Raw genomic sequence first — 18,420 nt, forward strand, 5'->3', positions numbered from 1 at the left:
CTTTCGGTAGCCGCGCTTGATTTCCTCGTTGGTGGCGTTCTCGCACACACCGAGCAATTCATACATTGTCGTCATTGTGCGTCGGGACGAAAGTCGGATCGCTTTGATCGTAGCGTGTCGCCGCCGCCCCAATCCGTCGGGTCGAGAATTCACCACGTTCTGAACACCCTGAGTGCAGGTCAGGGGCGCTTTGGCAGATGACGAAATCCGAATCATTCTCATCGGAACGGCCGTTTGCCGACTTCATCAGCCATTCACCTGAGGGGCGTGTGCTGCTCGTCGGCCAGATCATTCATCGCACGAGGGACTGCCACTGCGGCCATCATCATTTCTCGTCCCGCATGGATGGCGTAAAGGTAATTCCTACCAGCAATCCTTCCGGCCCGATGAAGCGACTGACGGTCTGGCCCCACGGCTCACTCCGGTTCCTGACCAGCATTCGATACCCCCGCGATTCAAGTTCTGCTGTAGCCGCTTCGACATTGTCGACATCAAACTCAATCCAGGCTTGCGGGATGGGTACGTCGCTAGGCCACGAATCCATGTCGAAGCACGACTGAGCGGCCTGAGAGAGCGGCCACAAGGCGAAAGTGTTTGCGCCATTCATGCTCTCAGTATGGAGGTAGCCGCCTGTCTCTTCCTTGAAGGGGATACCGAAGGCCCGACTGTAAAGCTCGCGGCTTGCCTCGGCCTCAATCGCAATCGGGCCAAAGCCTGCGATGAACAAGGCAGTGGTTTTTGGGAACTTATCCATGGCTTTTCCTTTGCCGCGAACGAGCGGCGCCGTGAGATGCGAACATGTCCGCCCGCGCCCATCGAGTTGAAGTGGCGGCCAGTATTCAGGTCGCGCGGGGCATGGATGAGTGTAGGCCTGGCCGGCAGACATCTCCAATCGGCAGCGAACGGCGATCGGGCGGGTTCGACGATTGGGCCACCGTCAAGCGTTGCAATGCCCCCCTTGCCACACCGCTGTGACATGGTGACCGTGTCTATAGTGGAGGCAGCCCCCCTTTCTGCGAGCCTCATGCCATGCGATTTCGTAAGACAGTCCTCCGTGCGCTCATAGCGATCTGCGCGGTTGTCGTGCTGCTTTTTGTGCCACTACCCTGGCAGCCGATGACACAAATTCACAGCGAGGTCACGATCCAGCGAGCGCCTGAAGAAGTGTTCGAATATGTGTCGACACCCGCAAACTGGCCGGCATGGCATCCATCGTCGCTGGCAGTGCGTGGCGCCACCGATCATTCGCTGCAAGTTGGAGAAAAGGTGACTGAGGACTTCAGCGTGGCGGGCCGCACTGGGACGGTCGTCTGGACGGTGGCGGGGCGCCGCGCTCCGACATTCTGGAGCATTGACGGCGACATCGATGGGAGGAAGGCAGGGACCGTCACATACACGCTGACGCCGATCGGCGCCGGCACGCGGTTCGAGCGCGATTTTGCCTACCGGGCGCCAACTTTGCTGTTCTCGCTGCTCAACTGGGCAGTTCTGCGCAAGCAGATCGATGCCGAATCGACCGAAGCGGTGCGGCGCCTCAAGGTCAAGCTCGATGGCGGCGCATAGATGGATTGCCGCGACTCGCCGCCCGCAGACCAAGGATTCCAATCCGATGGAAGTCCGGCATCGATTGCCGGCTCTGGCGATGGCCCGCTTGCGACCCGGAGCGGCCGCCGGATCAAGCGCCATATCAATGACAGCTTCCAAGGTACAACGGCCATCCGAGCCTTCGCGCCGCAGTCTGTCCGGGACGCGTCAGGCGGCGGCAATACATTGCCCATCACGTGTGTTGGAGGACGGGATTGCGGTTGGCGGCACGGAGCATCATTTGGACGGCGCACGGCATCGGTCAGACAGAAACCACGTGTGTAGCATTCCTATACCTTTTGCCTCGATGTTGCCGCGCTCCTCAAACTGGAACGGCTCACCCAACCGGCGCCGTGGCGCATCCGTTACCTGCACCCGTCCCGCCACGCCGTGAGATTCCATCCGGCTTGCGGGTTGACCGCATCGCCCCACAAGTCGTAGATGAACTTGTGCTTGCCGATGACGCCGGCCACGACGGCACCGCTGTTTACGCCGATGCGCATTTGCAGGTTGTAGCCAGTGCGCTGATTGAAGCGCGCCAGCGCGTCTATCATGTCCAGCGCCATATGCGCGGCGCGCACCGCGTGATCTGCCGTCGGCTCCGGCAGCCCCGCGGCCGCCATGTATGCATCGCCGATGGTCTTGATCTTCTCGAGGCCACGCCGATCAGCAATGGTGTCGAATTCGGTGAAGATTTCATTGAGCACGCCCACCAGTCGCTCGGGGCTCAGGCCCGCCGAAAATCGGGTGAATGCCACGATATCCGCGAACAGTACCGTCGCTTCCGGAAAGCTGTCGGCGATGACCTCCGGAATGCTGTCGGCGATCCCTTCTGGACGTGCCTTCAGCCGCTCGGCGATCGGAGAGGGCAGCAGGTTGAGCAGCAGCCGCTCCGACACTTTCTGCTCTGCGACAAGCTTATCGTAGAGACCCTGGAGCTCGTCGCGCTGGCGACGGATCAGTTCCCGGCTTGCCTGCAATTCTCGATGTCGTCCGTCGCGGAGAGCGTAACATCGCGCACACGAAGCACCGGAGCATCCGAAAACGGCTGGCGATTGATGATCGGCATGGTTCACCTCACGCATTAGCAGCATGGTCTGCAGGACGGTCTGGTCGACCTTCCGTGCGACATACAGATCTTGCACCAAGCCACGCCATTCCGGGCAATCAAAGTCGATCGAGCGGAGGAAACGGTCACCCATGGGCCGGCGAACGTCCGATCACGTCGAACTCGAGTTCGAGGTACGCGCGGAGAAGTCTCGGGAGGGTCGCGATACGGATCATTTCTTCGCAAGCGGATTCGGCTACTCGATCTTTTGCCATCCCTCAACCGCCGTTCGCCTTATCGCTTCCGGAACGGGCGTTCTTGGAGGACAAGAGTCATCGGATCCAACTGGGTCCAGAGATCCTCCGCCAATGCCGCCAGCGGTCGTTCCAGAGGGACCCTGCTGGTGTCCGATGTCGAACAACGATAGACCGTCAAACGACCGCTATCCGGGTTTCGCCAGAAACGCTCGCGGTTTTGTCACGGTTGCCCGTCCCGCGTGCAGTGCAGATCGCGACGGGCAACCCATGCGTTTTCGTCGAGTGCACCCCGCGCGCTTCGAAGCAGCCCCGCTCAATGCGCGCCGCCAGCCATGCCACCACCGCCCTTGCCCGGCCTGGTAAGCCAGACCAGCGGAACGATCACGATGAAGATGATCGACGACACCCAGAAGATATCGTTCAGCGCGAGCATCGCGGCCTGCGCATTGAGCGTACGTTCGAAAAACGCGGTGGCCTGATCCACGCCGCCGCCGAGCGTCGCGTGGAGCTGCGCGATGGCGCCCGTATAGGCGGGGTTGTTCACGCCCGATTGCTCGGCGAGCCGGGCATGATGAAGGATCGTCCGGTCGTTCCACCCCGTCGCGATCAACGACGTGCCGACACCCCCCGCGAACACGCGCACGAAGTTGGACAGGCCGGCGGCCGCCGGAATCCGTTCGGGCGGCAAACCCGACAGAATGATGGCGGTCAGCGGCGTAAAGAACAGCGCCATCGGAATACCTTGCAACAGGGTCGGCAGCACCAGCGTATAGGGGTCGACGCTCGTCGTGTAATGCGAGCGCATGAAGAACACGCCAGCGAATCCGAGGAACGCCAGCGTCGCGAGCACCCGTGCATCGGACTTCGGCATGATCTTCGCCATCATCGGCGCCGACAGCACGGCGAAGATCCCGAGCGGCGCGGTCACGAGCCCGGCATCCACCGATCGATAGCCGAGATAGCCCTGAATCCACTGCGGCAGGATCACGAGGTTCGAGAAGAACACCGCGTATGCAACCGAGATCGCGATCGTGCCGCCGCGGAAATTGCGCACCGCGAACAGGCGTATGTCGACGATCGGGTTCCGCTCCGTGAACTCCCAGATCAGGAAGAACAGGAAGCTGATGGCGGCGACGACCGCAAGCGTGCAGATCACGGGCGAACTGAACCAGTCGAGGTCCTTGCCCTTGTCGAGCATGATCTGCAGCGTCGCGACCCACACGATGAGCGACATCAGGCCGACCTTGTCGATGGGAAGCTTGCGCACCTGCGTCTCGCGGTCGCGATAGATCATCCACGTGACGCCGGCCGCGAACAGGCCGACGGGGATGTTGATGTAGAAGATCCACGACCAGCTGTAGCTGTCGGTGATCCAGCCGCCCAGCGCGGGGCCGGCGATCGGGCCGACCGTCGCGGTCATCGACCATAGCGCGAGCGCGGTCGAGCTTTTCTCCTTCGAATACGAGCCCAGCAGGATCGCTTGCGACAGCGGAATCAGCGGCCCCGCGACGACACCCTGCAACACGCGCGCGGCGAGCAGCACGAGCAGGTTCGGCGCGACGCCGCACAACCACGACGAGAACACGAACAGCACGATCGCGGCCACGAACAACCTGATCTGCCCGACGCGCTGCGTCAGCCAGCCCGTCAACGGAATCGCGACGGCATTGGCCGCCGAGAACAGCGTGATCACCCACGTACCTTCGTCGACGGAGACGCCGAGGTTGCCCGAGATGGTCGGAATCGCGACGTTGGCGATCGACGAATCGAGGACGTTCATGAACGTCGCGAGCGCGACGGCGAGGGTCGCCAGGACCAGCTTTCCGCCCGTCAGCGGCGGCGGTGCGGGTTGCGTCGAGGAATTCATGTTGTTTCCACTCTGAAGTTTCGACCGTGCCGGCGTATCGATCCGGCCGGTCACGCGATTGGATCGACCGGAACGCGACCGTCACGCGCACCGGGTCGGGGGGTCAGCTTGCGCGCGCCGTCGTGTTGCCCGTGTCGGCCGTGTCGCGCGCGTCTCGTGTGTCGTGCCTGGCGGATGCCGTCGGCGATCCGGCGGGCCCCGTCGCCCCCGCATGCCCGATGACGACGTTGCGCGCGATGATCTTCTCGATCTCGGCATCCGCCTGTGCGCCGTACTCGGCAAACACGTCCGTTCGATACGACGTGTTCATTGCCGCGCCGAGCTGCGGGCCGGTGTCGTCGCGCGTATCCACGTCGACATCCATCGACAGTCCGATACGCAGCGGATGCGCATCGAGCTCCTTCCGGTCGAGCTGGATACGTGCGGGCAAACGCTGCACGATCTTGATCCAGTTGCCCGTCGCGTTCTGCGCGGGCAAGCTCGCGAATGCGCTGCCCGTGCCTGCCGAGAAGCCGACGACGCGGCCGTGGTACCGGACCTTGCCACCGTACACGTCGGCCGTCAGCGTGACGGACTGACCGATGCGCATGTTGCGCAACTGGCCTTCCTTGAAGTTCGCGTCGACCCACACACCGTCGAGCGGCACGATCGCCATCAATGGCGTGCCGGGCGACACGCGCTGGCCCACCTGGGCCGAACGCTTCGCGACGTATCCCGTGACGGGCGCCGGCAGCACGTTGCGCGCGTAGGCCAGATACGCATCGCGCACTTTCGACGCGGCCGCTTGCACATTCGGGTGCTGGTCGATCGTCGTGCGGGCGGTCAATGCGCGGTTGGCTTCCGCCTGCTGACGCGCGGCGTCGAGCGCGGCCCGCGCGGCCGCCACGGTGTCGCGCGCGTGCGCGATGTCCTCGGCGGACACGGCGCCCGTATCGGCAACGGCCTGGCGGCGGCGCAGATCGTCCTGCGCGCGGACGAAATCGGACTGCTTCTGCGCGACGTTCGCGGCATACAGATCGTTGTTCACGTACAGGCTGCTCACCTGCCGCACGGTCTGCCCCAGCGCCGCTTCGGCGTTGCCGAGCGCGACTTTCGCATCGGCGTTGTCGAGCGTGACGACCGGGTCGCCCGCCTTCACGATCTGCGTATCGTCGGCATTCACCGCCACGACGGTGCCGGCCACCTGCGGCGTCAGTTGCACGAGATTGCCGCTGACGTAAGCGTCGTCGGTCGATTCGTGGTAGCGCGCATACGTCAGGTAGTACACGCCATACGCGACCGACGACGCGACGACCGCCGCACCGAGCAGCGCCAGCAACAGCCTGCGCCGTCGCGTGGCGGCTTCGCTTGCGACATCGTCGCCTCCCTGCGGCGACGGGTCATGATTCACGCGTGCGGATTCGACCGGCTTGCGAACCGGCGGGTTGATTTCGCTCATTTCGATTCTCCTGGCAGATTCGATGGATCGCCGCTCAACGCGCGGCGACGGCAGGCGCGGCCGACACGGGCACATCGGCGCGTGCCGCAGCCCCCGACTCTGCGAACGACGTGTCGACGAAGCCGCCACCCAGCGCGGACGCCAGCGCGATCTGACGATCACGACGGTCCATGCGCAGATTCGCGACGCCCTGATCGGCGGAAAGCGCATTGACGTCGGCGTTCAACGCGGTCAGTTGATTCGTGAGACCGGCCTTGTATTGAGCCAGCGCCAGCGCGGCCGCCTTCAGCGCGGCTTGCTGCGCGGACTGCGCGTCGACGAGTTGCGCGTCCGTCGAACGCACGTCGGCGACTTGCGTCGCGACTTCGCTCAACGCGGTCACGAGCGCCTGGTTATAGGCCGCGACGGCGTTGTCGAAGTCCGCGTAGCGTCCCTTCAGTTGCGCGCGGAGCGCGCCGGCATCGAAGATCGGCAGGTGGATCGCCGGGCCGATCGACGCGGTGCGGCTCGCCGCCGTCAGGAAGCGCCCGAAGCCGAACGCATCGAGCCCGATCGCGGCGCTCAGGTTGATGTCGGGATAGAACTCGGCCTTGGCTTCCTTCACATCGTGCGCGAGCGCATCGACACGCCACCGGGCAGCCACGATGTCCGGGCGCCGGCTCACGAGATCGGCGGGCAGATTGTCGGGCAGTCGAACCTCGTTGCCGATGCCGAGCATCGGGCGCGCGATCCGCAGGCCGCGATCGGGGCCGGCGCCGAGCAGTGCGGCGATCTGATAGCGCATCGCCAGAATCCGGCCGTCGAGCGATGTCAGCGACGCGCGGCTCGTCGCGAGGTTCGCGCGAGCGGTCTCGCGCTCGACCTGTGTGTCGAGCCCGGTCGCAATGCGGCCCGCGGCGATGCGGTCGATCTTCTCGCGCCGATCGATTTCCTGTTGCGCGATGTCATGCAGCAGGTACAGACGGGCCAGCTCGTTGTAGGTGCGCGCGATCGACGTCGTGAGCGTCAGCCTGACCGTCTCCGCGTCGGCGCGGCTCGCCTGAAGCGTCGACACCGACGCCTTCAGTGCCTCGCGCTTCTTGCCCCAAAGGTCGAGTTCGTACGAAGCGCCGAGGATGCCGCGGTTCTCCGTCTGCCACGAACCACCATACGGCGGCGGTACGAGCGCCGTTCCGGAAAATTGCTGCCGTGTGAGCGCATAGCTGGCGTCGATGCGCGGCATCGTCCCCGCTCGCGCGGATTCGCTGTAGGCCTGCGCGGCCGCCACGCGCGCACGCGCCTGAGCGAGCGTCGGGCTGCCTTTGAGCGCCTCGTCGATCAACGACTTCAGTTGCCCGTCGCCGAACTGATCGGCCCAATCGGCGTCGGGCCAATGCCCTTGCTCGAGCGGAAGGCTCTGTTGCGTCGCGTACTGCCGCGGCTCGGTCATCGCCGCATCGCCGTGAATGCCGGCGTAATTCACACATGCCGACAACCCGGCCGCGACGATCGCCGGCACCCCCGCCTTGAACACGCGCGACGTGTGTCGCCCGGCGATTGAAAAAATGTTCATTGCTCGTCTCGTCACGTAGTAGGCCAGGAAAGCCAATTGCAAAAAAATCGCCATTCGGGTTCGCTCCGGTATCCGCGCAGGCGCGACGAGACCCGGGTGCATTTCATCGCGGCAACGCGACCTCATGCGTGCACGGGAAGCCAGACCCTCGTTCGCGAGCGCGAACAGTGTCCGGATGCCCATCCATGGATTCCTCAAGCCGCGGCGTACCTGCTCACTGCGTCCGACACCCCGCACGCACCAGGTGCAGAAGTGTTCGCAGTTGTTCGTCAGAAGCTGGTATCGGTCTTCACCCAGGCGCGACCTGGCCCGCTCGACGACCGTCATTCCGGTATAGACGGCACCCGGTTCCGGCTGGACGCGGATTCCCTTGTTCGCCGCGAAGCAACGCAACGAAACGCATTCCACCGGGCACCGCCTTGCGGAGCGATGAAAGCCGCCATAGTGGATAACCAGGCCGTTTCCCGCGTAGATTCCGTGGTGCGCATACCCATCGCGTTCGCTGACGAGATGCGCACCCGCTTCGATGCGCGAATCATTCCGGATCGGCGCCGGCGAAGTCGACAGCCACTCGATATCCAACGTTTCCATCGCAGGCCTCCGATTTCGTATGGGCGTCGCGTGTCGCGTCGCCGCCCGAAACACCGGGAACGGTTGCCGTTGCATTCGCAACGTTTCATCGGCGACGGAGCATCGCGATCCAGCACGCGTGTATCGGGCACGCTCGAAATCGATGGCTCGTCAGCGACGCCGATCGCCCCCATTGCCGTACCGTCATGCTAGGAGCCGGAGCCCTCCGCAAGTAGACCTGTATCGGGACACTTTCCCGTTCCTCGTTGGCACCAATCCGCTCCCGTCACGGCGATGCACCCGATCGCGAGCCTCTCGCCTCATTGGTGCGGTGTGGGCAACACCATGCATCCCGGCGCGATCTGGTACGGCGACTCGTCTTTGCCTAGCATGAAAGAGCGTTTGGCCCATCGTTCGGATGGAAGTCATGGGGATCGACTTGCAGGCACAACCTGCACCATTGCGCGAATTCGATTCGGAAAACAACGCATCGCCCCGATACGCAGGATTCGAGGCGCTCGCGTTGGCCAGTACAAACAATCGGGAGGCATATGGAGAACGAGAGGTTGCAACCTCCGTCGCTGACACTGCTCGACAAATACCGCGGGCGGACATTCGCCGTGCTCTACACGACCACGGTCACGGTCTCGGGTGGTCAATCCGGGCACGGCCGTGCATCGGGCGTTGCGAGATCCGACGACGGTTGTCTCGTCCTTGATTTGCGGTTGCCCACCGAACTGGGCGGTCCGGGCGGCGGCACCAATCCGGAACAGCTTTTTGCAGCCGGCTATGCCGCCTGCTTCCACGGTGCGCTGAGCCTTCTGGCGCAGCGCGAACGGCTCGACATCCGGGCAACGACCGTGGCTGTCGAAGTGTCGTTTGGTCGTGATCCGGTCGATGGCGGATATGCGCTGACCGCCAACGTCACCCTCCGCATGCCGGGTGTGGACCCGCAGGTCGCACAACGTCTGGCCCGCGACACGGAGCGGCTGTGCCCCTATACGAAGATGGCGCGGCAGGGAATCTGCAGTGTCGTCGTCGTGTCGACGTGACTGCCCCTCGGCGGCGTGCGGTCACGCCGACGCGCTTCATACGTGGTTGGTGCCGAAGGGGCAACAGAGTGCGCACGTCCCCGGCACTACTGGCCCGCGAGACCCGCGATTACGATGGTTGCCAGGCCGGTCTGCGATGCATCGCCACGCGCAGCACCGGTAGTAGCGCTTCCACACATCAGGAGAACGGATCATGACGCAACGTATCAACTACTTTCAGCAATCGCCGGAACTGACCAGGAAGCTCGTCGAGCTCGACGGGTTGTTTCAAAAGACGACGATCGAGGTGCCGGTTCGCGAGCTCGTCGAGATTCGGGCATCACAGCTCAACGGCTGCGCGTTCTGTGTCGACATGCACATCAAGATGGCCAAGATCCACGGCGAGCGCGAACTGCGCGTGCATCACGTCGCGATCTGGCGCGAGTCGCCGCTGTTTTCGCCGCGCGAGCGCGCCGCGCTGGAATGGACCGAAGCATTGACGCAGCTCTCGTCGCACGGCGTGCCGGATGATCTCTTCGAACGCGTGCGGGCCCACTATTCGGAGCAGGAGCTGTCGGATCTCACCTTCCTCGTCGGTGCGATCAACAGCTGGAACCGGCTGAATGTCGCGTTCCGCATCGTGCCCGGCTCGTTCGACAAGATGTTCGGGCTCGACAAGGCCAACCTGGAGTAACGACTGATGAAACGCATCATGCTCGCTCTTGCACCGCTTGCACTGTCGCTGCTGATGCCCGTTCAGCCGGCCGCCGCCGCACCACAGGCCAAGGTGACGCAACTAACCACGGAGCCGTTGCCCGAGTATCCGGGCAAGGAAGTCGAGATGATCGTCGTGGATTATCCGCCCGGCAGCGTCGATCCCGTCCATCGTCACGACGCGCAGGCATTCGTCTATGTGCTCGACGGCAGCATCGTGATGGGCCTGAACGGCGGCAAGGAGGTCACGCTCCACGCCGGCGACACGTTCCACGAAGGCCCCGACGACGTGCACACGGTCGGGCGCAACGCCAGCAGCACGAAGCCCGCACGATTCGTCGTGTTCCTGATCAAGAACAAGGGTGCGCCGGTCCTCACGCCCGTGAAATAACGACATCGCCGGCGCGGCCGGCGATGTCTTTCCTCATACCATCCTGTTTGGTCCGGCATACCTTCGGCATGCCCCGGCGCGCTGAGCGCGGATTCGGGAAATCGCCGGGTATACTCCCCGCCAGTATCCGCCATATACTCCCCCCCAGTTTGCGTCGAGGATCGAGAGGCGCCATAAAAGGCGCAGAATTGACGCGGGTTCCCGCGCCGTTCGCGACACCCGCGAAATCGCGCTCCGACATCGACGACGCACTCGATCCGAACCGTCGTTCACTACCGAAGCAGCACCAAAAAAGGAGATGACCATGTCCGTCGCCATTCATCCCGCCGTCGATCGCGGCATTCAAAAGGGCGCCGCCGAGTTCGCGGGCGGTACGCTGCGCTGCCTGTGCACGCAGGATCCGGTCGAGGTTCGGGTCGATGCCCAGGTCGCGTTCAATCACGCGTGCGGCTGCACGAAGTGCTGGAAACCGGCTGGCGCGCTGTTTTCCGTCGTGGGCGTCGTGCCGCGCGACAAGGTCACCGTGACCGCGCATGGCGAGAAACTGCACGTCGTGGACGACAAGGCGTTGATCCAGCGCCATGCGTGCTCCGCATGCGGCACGCATCTGTTCGGACGTATCGAAAATACCGACCACGCGTTTTACGGCCTGGATTTCATCCATACCGAACTGTCGCCGGATGCCGGCTGGGAAGGCCCCGGTTTCGCCGCGTTCGTGTCGTCGATCATCGAGAGCGGCACGCCGCCGTCGTTGATGGCGGACGTGCGCGACACGCTGCGCGGCAAAGGGCTGGAGCCGTACGATTGCCTGAGCCCGCCGCTGATGGATGCGCTGGCGACGCAGACGGCCAAGGCCAAAGGGACGTACCGGGAGGCCTGAGGTCATCGCCAAGGCCGGCGCGCGGCGAGACGCTGCGCGCCGTTACCCGGCGCCGCCCGTCACGCCCGTTATCTCCCGTGCGTGGCGGCACCTACCGCATAGCGCAGCACGTCCGCGAGTTGCTGGTTTTCATCGATGCGAGCCTGCTCGATTGCAACGTCTTCGGCATTGCCCACGTGCCGAGCCCATTCCTGGCGCTCGTGCGCAAAAATCATGCGCTCGTGAACGGCCCGTATCGCAGCCCATATCGCATCTTCTGCTTTCTGCGCCTGGGCGTCATCCAGCGAGAGCACGGAGAACGCGTGCCCGGTATGGCACCGATATCGCAACGGACGATCGTCGCGTATACGCCATAGCACGCCATTACAACTGGGACACGTCAGTGCGGAGCGCTCCCCGATGGCGTCGAGAAGTTGCGGCGTGGCCAGCCCCTGCTCCGCAATTCGGGACTCTCGATCCAGATCGCGCAAATCTGCCATCTTTTGCTTCTCATTTATACGTGCGCCGTGGACCGCTGCATGAATGGCGCGCGGCAACTCGCCGGCCGTGGCGACCGCATCGGCACCCGCGGCGGCCAGCGCGCTGCGAGGCATCGAAGGCGCCTCGCATTCGTCGGGATCCTGAACGATGCCGTAGCCCTTCCGCGCCCGAATGGCAGCGAGCCCGGCGGCCCCGTCGTCCAGATCGCCGCTGAGTACCACGCCGACCGCCCCGGGGCCATATTCACGTGCGGCCGACCGGAACAGCGGATCGGCGGCCGGGCGGGCGAAGTTTTCGGCGGCGGTATCGAGCAGCCGGATAGATCCGCCGCGCAAAACCATGTGCCGGTCCGGGGGCGCGACATAAATCCTTCCCGCTTGCGCAGATTCCCCGTGGATCGCCTCACTCGCATCCAGGGTGCCCCATCGCGACAATAGCTCCGGCAACATGGTCCGATGCCGACCAATATGCTGAACAATGCAAATCGGCACCGGCAGATCCGCGGCGAAGCCGGCCACCATTGTCCGGAGTACCTGGAGGCCGCCTCTGGACGAGGCGATGACGACGATATCTCGATGGTCCATAACACCTCCTTTGCGTACGAGTACGCAAATTGGATGCCCGGTCCCGGATATCGTCGTCCGCGTGCATCATCGATGCGCAGACGGGCGCGGTGCAGCGTCGTGCAGCGGCTCGACCGTCCGCTGCAAGGCGCCCACGCGCGCGTTGCGTCAAGCGTCGATCACCGCGGGCCGGCCAACGCCGTGAGCAGCATCCCGAAATCCAGCGGTTTGGCGAGGTGCGTGATGAATCCGGCCGCCGCCGCGGCCTGGACATCGTCCTGGCGGTTGCGGCCGGTCAGCGCCACGGCCTTGACGTTGGCCCACCGCGGGTCGCCCTTGATCCGGCGCAGCAACTCATAGCCGTCCATGTCGGGCAGTCCGATGTCGGACACGATGGCATCGACCGGCGCTTTCTCGAGCATCTCGAGCGCCGCGGTACCGCTTTCCGCGGCACTGACCACCGCGCCCCCCAGTTCCAGCAGCGCTCTGAGCGACATCGCCGTCTCCCGGTCGTCCTCGACGAGCAGCACGCACAGGCCGGCGATACTCGCCTCCTCGACATCACTGCCGGTCGCCACCGCGCGGTCGTCCGTCGCGGCCGGCAGCCATACCGTCATCGTGGTTCCCGCCCCCGGACCATCGGACGCCGCGGAAATCCGGCCGCCGTGCATTTCAACGAGCTGTCGCACGAGCGCGAGCCCGATGCCAAGTCCGCCGCGGGACCGGTCGCGGGGCGCCTGCCGGAACATGTCGAAGACGTGCGGGAGCGTGTCGCGATCGATCCCCTGGCCGTTATCCACGACATCGACCCGCAGCATCCTCCCTTCGTGGGCGAGGCGCAGCACGATCTGCCCATGGGCCGGCGTGAACTTGAGCGCATTGGACATCAGGTTCCAGAAAATCTGTTCGCATCGCACCGGGTCGACGAGCGCGATTGCCGGTTGCGCCGGCAACCCCGTCTTGAGGTCCAGCCCACGTTCGTGCACGTCGACCTCGCACGTGTCCGCAATGCCGCGCAATACGGCGGTCAGGTCGACTCGCGACAGACTGAGGGCCAGCTTTCCAGTCTGAATGCGCGACAGATCGAGCAGGTCGTCGATGATCTGTGCCTGCGCGCGCACGGCCTGTCGAATCGACTCGGCGGCTTCGCGCACGGCGGGAATGTCGCGCGTTTCCGGCAGGCGCGGCAGCATTTCCGACTTGACGCCGATCAGGTTGAGCGGATGTCGCAATTCGTGGGACAACACGGCAATGAACTCGTCTTTCAACTGGTTCGAGCTCGACGCCTGCTCACGCGCGGCCTCTTCTCGCGCAAGCGCTTCCCGGTTCGCATCCTCGCTCTGCTTGCGCAGCGTCAGATCGCGAACGATCTTCGCGAACCCGCTGAACGACGTATCGGAAATCGGTGTGACGACGCCGCTGCAGAAGATGCGGCGCCCGTCCTTGGTCCGGTGCCAGCGCTCGTCGTCCGCGCGTCCCTCGCGGGTCGCGACGTCGCGCTCGCGCGCCGGCACGAGCGCCTGTCGATCGTTCGGCTCGTAGAGCAGCTCCACGTCCTGGCCGATCATCTCTTCTTCCGTATAGCCGAAGATGCGTTCGGCGCCGGCGTTCCAGCTCACGATCGATCCCTGGCTGTCCTGGATGATGATCGCGTAGTCCTTGGTCGATTGCGCGACCAGCCGCAGGCGCTGCTCGCCAGCCCGGGCCACCTCTTCCGCGTGATGCCGGTCCGTGATGTCGATCAGCGTGATCACGGCGCCATCGATGTGATCGTCCGCGGTGCGATAAGGCAGCAAGCGCATCAGGTACCACCGGCCGGCCTCGCTCTCGATCTCGCGTTCGATCAGCCGGAGCGACTTGAACGACTCCCGGACATCGTCCGCGAGCGTCGGATACCGCAGCGCATGGGTAATGTGAAACAGCGACCGGCCGAGGTCCGTATCGATCAGGTTGAAGATCGCCGTGGCGTTCGGCGTGAACCGCTTGACCCTGATTTCCTTGTCGACGAATACGGTCGCGATTTCGCTCGACGCGATGATGTTGTGGAGGTCGTCGTTCGCCTTGGCCGTGTCTTCGATTCTCGCCTGCATCTCGGCGTTGGCCGTGGTCAGCTCCTCGTTGACCGATTGCAGTTCTTCCTTGCTGCTTTCCAGCTCCTCGCTCGTGGAGCGCAATTCCTCGTTGATCGCCTGCAGTTCCTCGTTCGACGCCTTCAGCTCCTCGACCGAGGTTTCGTACTGCTCGATGATCGTCGCCAGTTGCTCGCGGCTGTGCTGCAGCTCCTGTTCGAGCTGCGCGAGCACCGGGTCCAGTCCGCTCGCTTCCGCCTGATCCTCTTCGGTCATGCTGCCTGCCACTTCGTCGAACACGATGAGCAGGAACTCCGAACTGGCGACCTTGTCGTGAAACGGCCTGACGGTCATGTTGATCCACGAGACGCTCGCGTCGTGCGTCCACTTGACTCGGCGCGCCTCGACGCTCGTCCCCGTTTGCAGCGCACGGAAAATCGCCGTGCGCAAATCGAGCCGCAGATCCGGCAGCACCAGCGTCATGATGTTGCTGGACAGCTCCCCGCCGACGTGCCGCAGGAACCGGCCGGCGTTATCCGACAGATGCACGACGTTCGAATCCTTGTCGATGATGACGCTCGGCGGCGAATACGTTTCCAGCGCGCGCTGGTGGAGCTCCGAATAGGAGAAATTGCGCTGGGCCGGACTGGCCGGCACCCGCAACGGCGGTTGAGGCGCGGTCCGCTCGTCCGCGGAACCGGATTCGATCTGGAACAGCGGCGGGAAACCCGCGGCCGGTTTCGCACGATGCGTGACGACGCGCGCCTGATAGATCCTGCGCTTCTTGTCCACGACGGTAAACAGATCGTCGGCCGCGTCGGCCGATTCGGCGGTGCCCAGGAACAGGTAGCCGTTTGGGCGCAATGCGAAATGAAACAGCTCCAGGATCTGGCGCTGCACTGCGCGCTCCAGGTAGATCAGCACGTTGCGGCACGAGATCAGGTCGAGATGCGAAAACGGCGGATCGCGCAGCAGGCTGTGCGCCGCGAACAGAATGCGCTCGCGCACCGCCTTCGCGATCACGTAGTGCGCGCCGTCGCGGGTGAAGTACCGCTGCAGCAGCGGCGCGGGCACGTCGGCTTCAATCGACAGCGGATAGGAGCCCGTGCGCGCACGGACGATCGCCGCTTCGTCGATATCGGTCGCGAACACCTGGATCGCCTGGCTCGACATCGCCGCCTCGCGTGCCCGTGCCAGCAACAGCGAGATCGAGTAGGCCTCTTCCCCGGTCGCGCATCCGGCCACCCAGACACGCACCTGCTCCTCGGCGGAATCCGGCGCGAACAGCGAGGCGATCACCTCGCGCTCGAGGAAATCGAAGGCCTCGCGATCGCGGAAAAACTGCGTCACGCCGATCAGCATGTCCGCCAGCAGCGCGTTCGCCTCGTCCGGTGCGTTACGCAGAAAATCGCGGTATGAGAGGAGGTCGCGCTGGCCGTTCACCTGCATCCGCCGCTCGATGCGCCGAAGCACGGTCGCCCGCTTGTACAGCCTGAAATCGTGGCCCGTCCGGACCCGCAGGTGCATCAGGATGTCCGACAGTGCGCGCTCCGGATCGTTGGCGCCCGGCCGATCGATGTTCAGGTCCGTTTGCGCCAGCTCGAGGCTCTGACGTTCGATCCGTCGCGCATTCGCCCACAGGTCGAGCAAGCGTTGCGGCATTTCCACCGCCGGCAGCACGATATCGACGTGCGTCGTCGCAATCGCATGCTGCGGCATCTCCGCATACTCGGCATCGTCCGGCGTCTGCGCGAGCGTGATGCCGCCCGCCTCCTTGATGCGGCTCAAGCCGGCAGCGCCGTCCGAACCGGTGCCGGACAACACGATGGCGATCGCCCGCGCGTCATGCGCGTCCGCCAGCGTCCGGAAAAAGTGGTCGATCGCGAGTGCCGCGCCTTCGGACCGGTCGCGGTCGCTGCAGCGCAGGCAGCCGTCGGACATTTCGAGTTGCGTGCCCGGCGCGATCACGTAGATATGGTTCTTTTCGATCGGCATCGTGGCCGTCACCTGATGCACCGGCATGCCCGTCGTGCGCTGCAGGACGCTGTCCAGATGGCTGACCTGTTCCGGCGCAAGATGCATGACGACGACGAACGCCATGTCCATGCCGGTCGGCGCACTCTCGAAGAACGTCTGCAGGGCCGTCGTACCGCCGGCGGAGGCACCGATGCCCACCACCGGAAACCGCAGATCGCTCTTCAACGTCGGGGACGAGGACTTCCCCTCCTGATGCGCGGGCGCTTGCCGTGCCATTGATTATCTCCTGATGGTGTAACCGGACTCTGCCGCGGGACGTCGTGCGCCCGCCCGGTGGCGCTTCGCATGATCCGCGGGTCCGCTTTCGGCACGCCCGTGCGCATTGTACGCGGCCGACCAGTCAGGAATCGACCCTCCGAACTCCCGGCGCGTGTCGCACCTTGCCCGCGCGATGCCGCATCGGCCGCCCCCTCGGCCCGCCAGCCGCGCGACGAATCCGTCATGCCGGCCCCGGCGCCCCGATGACATTTCATTTATAGCGGAAAGTTGCTCGCCGAAAACACCGCGACCGGACCGTGCGGCGCCGGCATGCGGGTCGGCCCCGATTCTGTTTCCTGACGGCCGAATGGATGCGAGCACGCGATGCGGTTTGCACGCAGGCTCGGCACTAACCGAGCAGGCTCGATGCCGTGCGGACGATCTGCTCGACGAATACGTGGACGTGGATCGCAGGATGATTGCGCTCGCCGCGGCGACAGGCGACATGGATCTTGCGGCGCACTTCCAGGTCATTTGCGCGGAAGGCGGCGGCATCACGCCTGATGGAAAACTTCAGGAAGCGCTTCAAGCAGAAGTATGGTCAGGACGTGGTGATCGACGCGCCGTATCCGTACGACGCGAAGGGCGATCTGCAGAACGCCACGCTGACGCTGTATACGTTCAAGGACGGGAAACGCGAAAGCCTGGGCGTTCAACGCTGAGATCGGGATACCGCGAGCGCGGTGCTCGCGGTGTCCACTTGGCCTCAACGCAAACCGGCGCGCGTCGCGAACAGCAGCTTGCCCGCCGTCGCGCCGGAATCAGCACACGTGTCGCGCTCTCAGCTCCGCGCGGCAGGCACCGTGTCGGGCACGCCGGACGTCGATGCCAGCACCGCGAGCGCACCGGCCGGCGCGAGCAGCGCCCAGAATCCGATGAAGCGGAAGCCGAGCGCGCCGGCCATGGCGCCGAGCGCGAACGCGACGATCGCCGGCAACATCTTGCCGAAGCGCGCGCGCGCGGCCGCACGCGCGCTGTCGGCCGTGCCGGCGGACAGCAGGTCGACGGCATCGAGAATCGCCTGCGTGACGTTGCCCGTCATCACCGTGTTCGGCACGCTGGCCCGTGCGATGACGCGCGGATGCGCGTTCTGAATGCCCATCGCGAAGGTGCCGACGATGCCGGCCACCAGCACCGGCAGGCTGTCGGACTGCGTGACGGGCGTCGCCCACACGCCGGCCGCGCAGAAGCCGAGCAGCAGCACGGCCTGCACCGCATGCAGCGCACGCGCGCCCTGCCACGCCGGCCGCCCGGACAACGACCGCGCGATCAGGCTCGCCGCGACGACGCCGCACACGAATGCGGGAAACACGCTCAGCTTCAGCAGGAGGCCCTGCCCGAACCCGGCAACGCCCGCGCCGATCAGCACGAAGTTGCCGGTCACGTGTGCGGTGAACAACCCGAACAGCGAGACGAAGCTCAGCGTATCGACGAATCCGGCGACCGCGGAAAGAATGGTGTCTTCAGATTTCAATGCTTCATTCCCGTTGGTTTCGACGTCCGACCCGGCGTTCAGGGCCTGCCGTCACCTCCCCGCGTTGAGTGTCGCCGACGATGGTGACAAGAACGAGCGCCGCAATCAAGCCCAGGTGCTCGAAAAAGCTGTTGAGCGCCATGAAATGTTCAGCGCCCGAGCGGTTCCAGAAATCGTTCGCCACCACCATCGCGACGAGCGTCAGCA

Annotated in this window: 14 protein-coding genes and 2 pseudogenes; 6 read left to right on the forward strand and 10 right to left on the reverse strand. The window is 64.6% G+C overall.

The features are described from left to right. Positions 1-325: 325 nt before the first annotated feature. On the reverse strand, positions 326-754 hold the full coding sequence (locus DIE06_RS36280) for a VOC family protein (RefSeq protein WP_124665529.1): 429 nt from the start codon (positions 752-754) through the stop codon (positions 326-328). Between the two features lie 275 nt (positions 755-1,029). Between DIE06_RS36280 and DIE06_RS36285 the strand changes: the two genes are divergently transcribed. Continuing rightward, positions 1,030-1,563, forward strand: a complete 534-nt coding sequence (locus tag DIE06_RS36285; protein ID WP_124665530.1) for an SRPBCC family protein — start codon at positions 1,030-1,032, stop codon at positions 1,561-1,563. Positions 1,564-1,821: 258 nt separating this feature from the next. Here the strand turns inward: DIE06_RS36285 and DIE06_RS36290 are convergent. The 4 genes and pseudogenes from DIE06_RS36290 to DIE06_RS36305 all read right to left on the reverse strand — a co-directional run. Further along, positions 1,822-2,570, reverse strand: a pseudogene (locus DIE06_RS36290) (adenylate/guanylate cyclase domain-containing protein); the annotation flags it as partial. A gap of 632 nt (positions 2,571-3,202) precedes the next feature. After that, positions 3,203-4,756, reverse strand: a complete 1,554-nt coding sequence (locus DIE06_RS36295; protein ID WP_124665531.1) for a DHA2 family efflux MFS transporter permease subunit — start codon at positions 4,754-4,756, stop codon at positions 3,203-3,205. A gap of 103 nt (positions 4,757-4,859) precedes the next feature. Then, complete coding sequence (locus DIE06_RS36300; RefSeq protein ID WP_124665532.1) at positions 4,860-6,194, reverse strand: HlyD family efflux transporter periplasmic adaptor subunit; 1,335 nt, start codon at positions 6,192-6,194, stop codon at positions 4,860-4,862. 34 nt (positions 6,195-6,228) lie between these two features. After that, positions 6,229-8,337, reverse strand: a complete 2,109-nt coding sequence (locus tag DIE06_RS36305) for an efflux transporter outer membrane subunit (RefSeq protein ID WP_124665533.1) — start codon at positions 8,335-8,337, stop codon at positions 6,229-6,231. A 530-nt stretch (positions 8,338-8,867) separates the two neighbouring features. Between DIE06_RS36305 and DIE06_RS36310 the strand changes: the two genes are divergently transcribed. The 4 genes from DIE06_RS36310 to gfa all read left to right on the forward strand — a co-directional run bounded on the left by DIE06_RS36310 (position 8,868) and on the right by gfa (position 11,332). Further along, positions 8,868-9,368 carry an Ohr family peroxiredoxin gene (locus DIE06_RS36310; RefSeq protein WP_124665534.1) on the forward strand — a complete coding sequence of 167 codons (501 nt, stop codon included), beginning with the start codon at positions 8,868-8,870 and terminating at the stop codon, positions 9,366-9,368. A gap of 193 nt (positions 9,369-9,561) precedes the next feature. Beyond that, the gene (locus DIE06_RS36315; protein WP_124665535.1) at positions 9,562-10,041 is read left to right on the forward strand and encodes a carboxymuconolactone decarboxylase family protein; all 480 of its coding nucleotides are present in this window, start codon (positions 9,562-9,564) and stop codon (positions 10,039-10,041) included. A gap of 6 nt (positions 10,042-10,047) precedes the next feature. Then, positions 10,048-10,452 carry a cupin domain-containing protein gene (locus DIE06_RS36320; RefSeq protein WP_124665536.1) on the forward strand — a complete coding sequence of 135 codons (405 nt, stop codon included), beginning with the start codon at positions 10,048-10,050 and terminating at the stop codon, positions 10,450-10,452. A gap of 304 nt (positions 10,453-10,756) precedes the next feature. Then, positions 10,757-11,332, forward strand: coding sequence for an S-(hydroxymethyl)glutathione synthase (gfa, locus tag DIE06_RS36325; RefSeq protein WP_124665537.1), 576 nt, complete (start codon positions 10,757-10,759; stop codon positions 11,330-11,332). 68 nt (positions 11,333-11,400) lie between these two features. On the opposite strand, the gene DIE06_RS36330 is transcribed toward gfa, so the two are convergent. The 3 genes from DIE06_RS36330 to DIE06_RS36340 form a co-directional block, all read right to left on the reverse strand. Beyond that, on the reverse strand, positions 11,401-12,396 hold the full coding sequence (locus DIE06_RS36330) for a chemotaxis protein CheB (protein WP_124665538.1): 996 nt from the start codon (positions 12,394-12,396) through the stop codon (positions 11,401-11,403). Positions 12,397-12,554: 158 nt separating this feature from the next. Next, positions 12,555-16,697 carry a chemotaxis protein CheB gene (locus DIE06_RS36335; RefSeq protein ID WP_124665539.1) on the reverse strand — a complete coding sequence of 1,381 codons (4,143 nt, stop codon included), beginning with the start codon at positions 16,695-16,697 and terminating at the stop codon, positions 12,555-12,557. A gap of 391 nt (positions 16,698-17,088) precedes the next feature. Then, a complete protein-coding gene (locus DIE06_RS36340; protein ID WP_185733566.1) occupies positions 17,089-17,268 on the reverse strand; it encodes a hypothetical protein in 180 nt (59 codons plus the stop codon). On the opposite strand from DIE06_RS36340, the gene DIE06_RS36345 reads away from it, so the two are divergent. After that, positions 17,243-17,401 (forward strand): hypothetical protein, encoded by a 159-nt coding sequence (locus tag DIE06_RS36345; protein WP_185733567.1) that lies wholly within the window; start codon positions 17,243-17,245, stop codon positions 17,399-17,401. The two genes, DIE06_RS36340 and DIE06_RS36345, sit on opposite strands and share 26 nt — an antisense overlap. 119 nt (positions 17,402-17,520) lie before the next feature. On the opposite strand, the gene DIE06_RS36350 is transcribed toward DIE06_RS36345, so the two are convergent. After that, positions 17,521-18,213 carry a YoaK family protein gene (locus DIE06_RS36350; protein ID WP_124665540.1) on the reverse strand — a complete coding sequence of 231 codons (693 nt, stop codon included), beginning with the start codon at positions 18,211-18,213 and terminating at the stop codon, positions 17,521-17,523. Between the two features lie 4 nt (positions 18,214-18,217). Further along, a pseudogene (locus DIE06_RS36355) lies at positions 18,218-18,420 on the reverse strand (hypothetical protein); the annotation flags it as partial.

Origin of the sequence: Burkholderia sp. Bp8998 (genome assembly GCF_003854235.1) — a bacterium.
Taxonomy (GTDB): domain Bacteria; phylum Pseudomonadota; class Gammaproteobacteria; order Burkholderiales; family Burkholderiaceae; genus Burkholderia.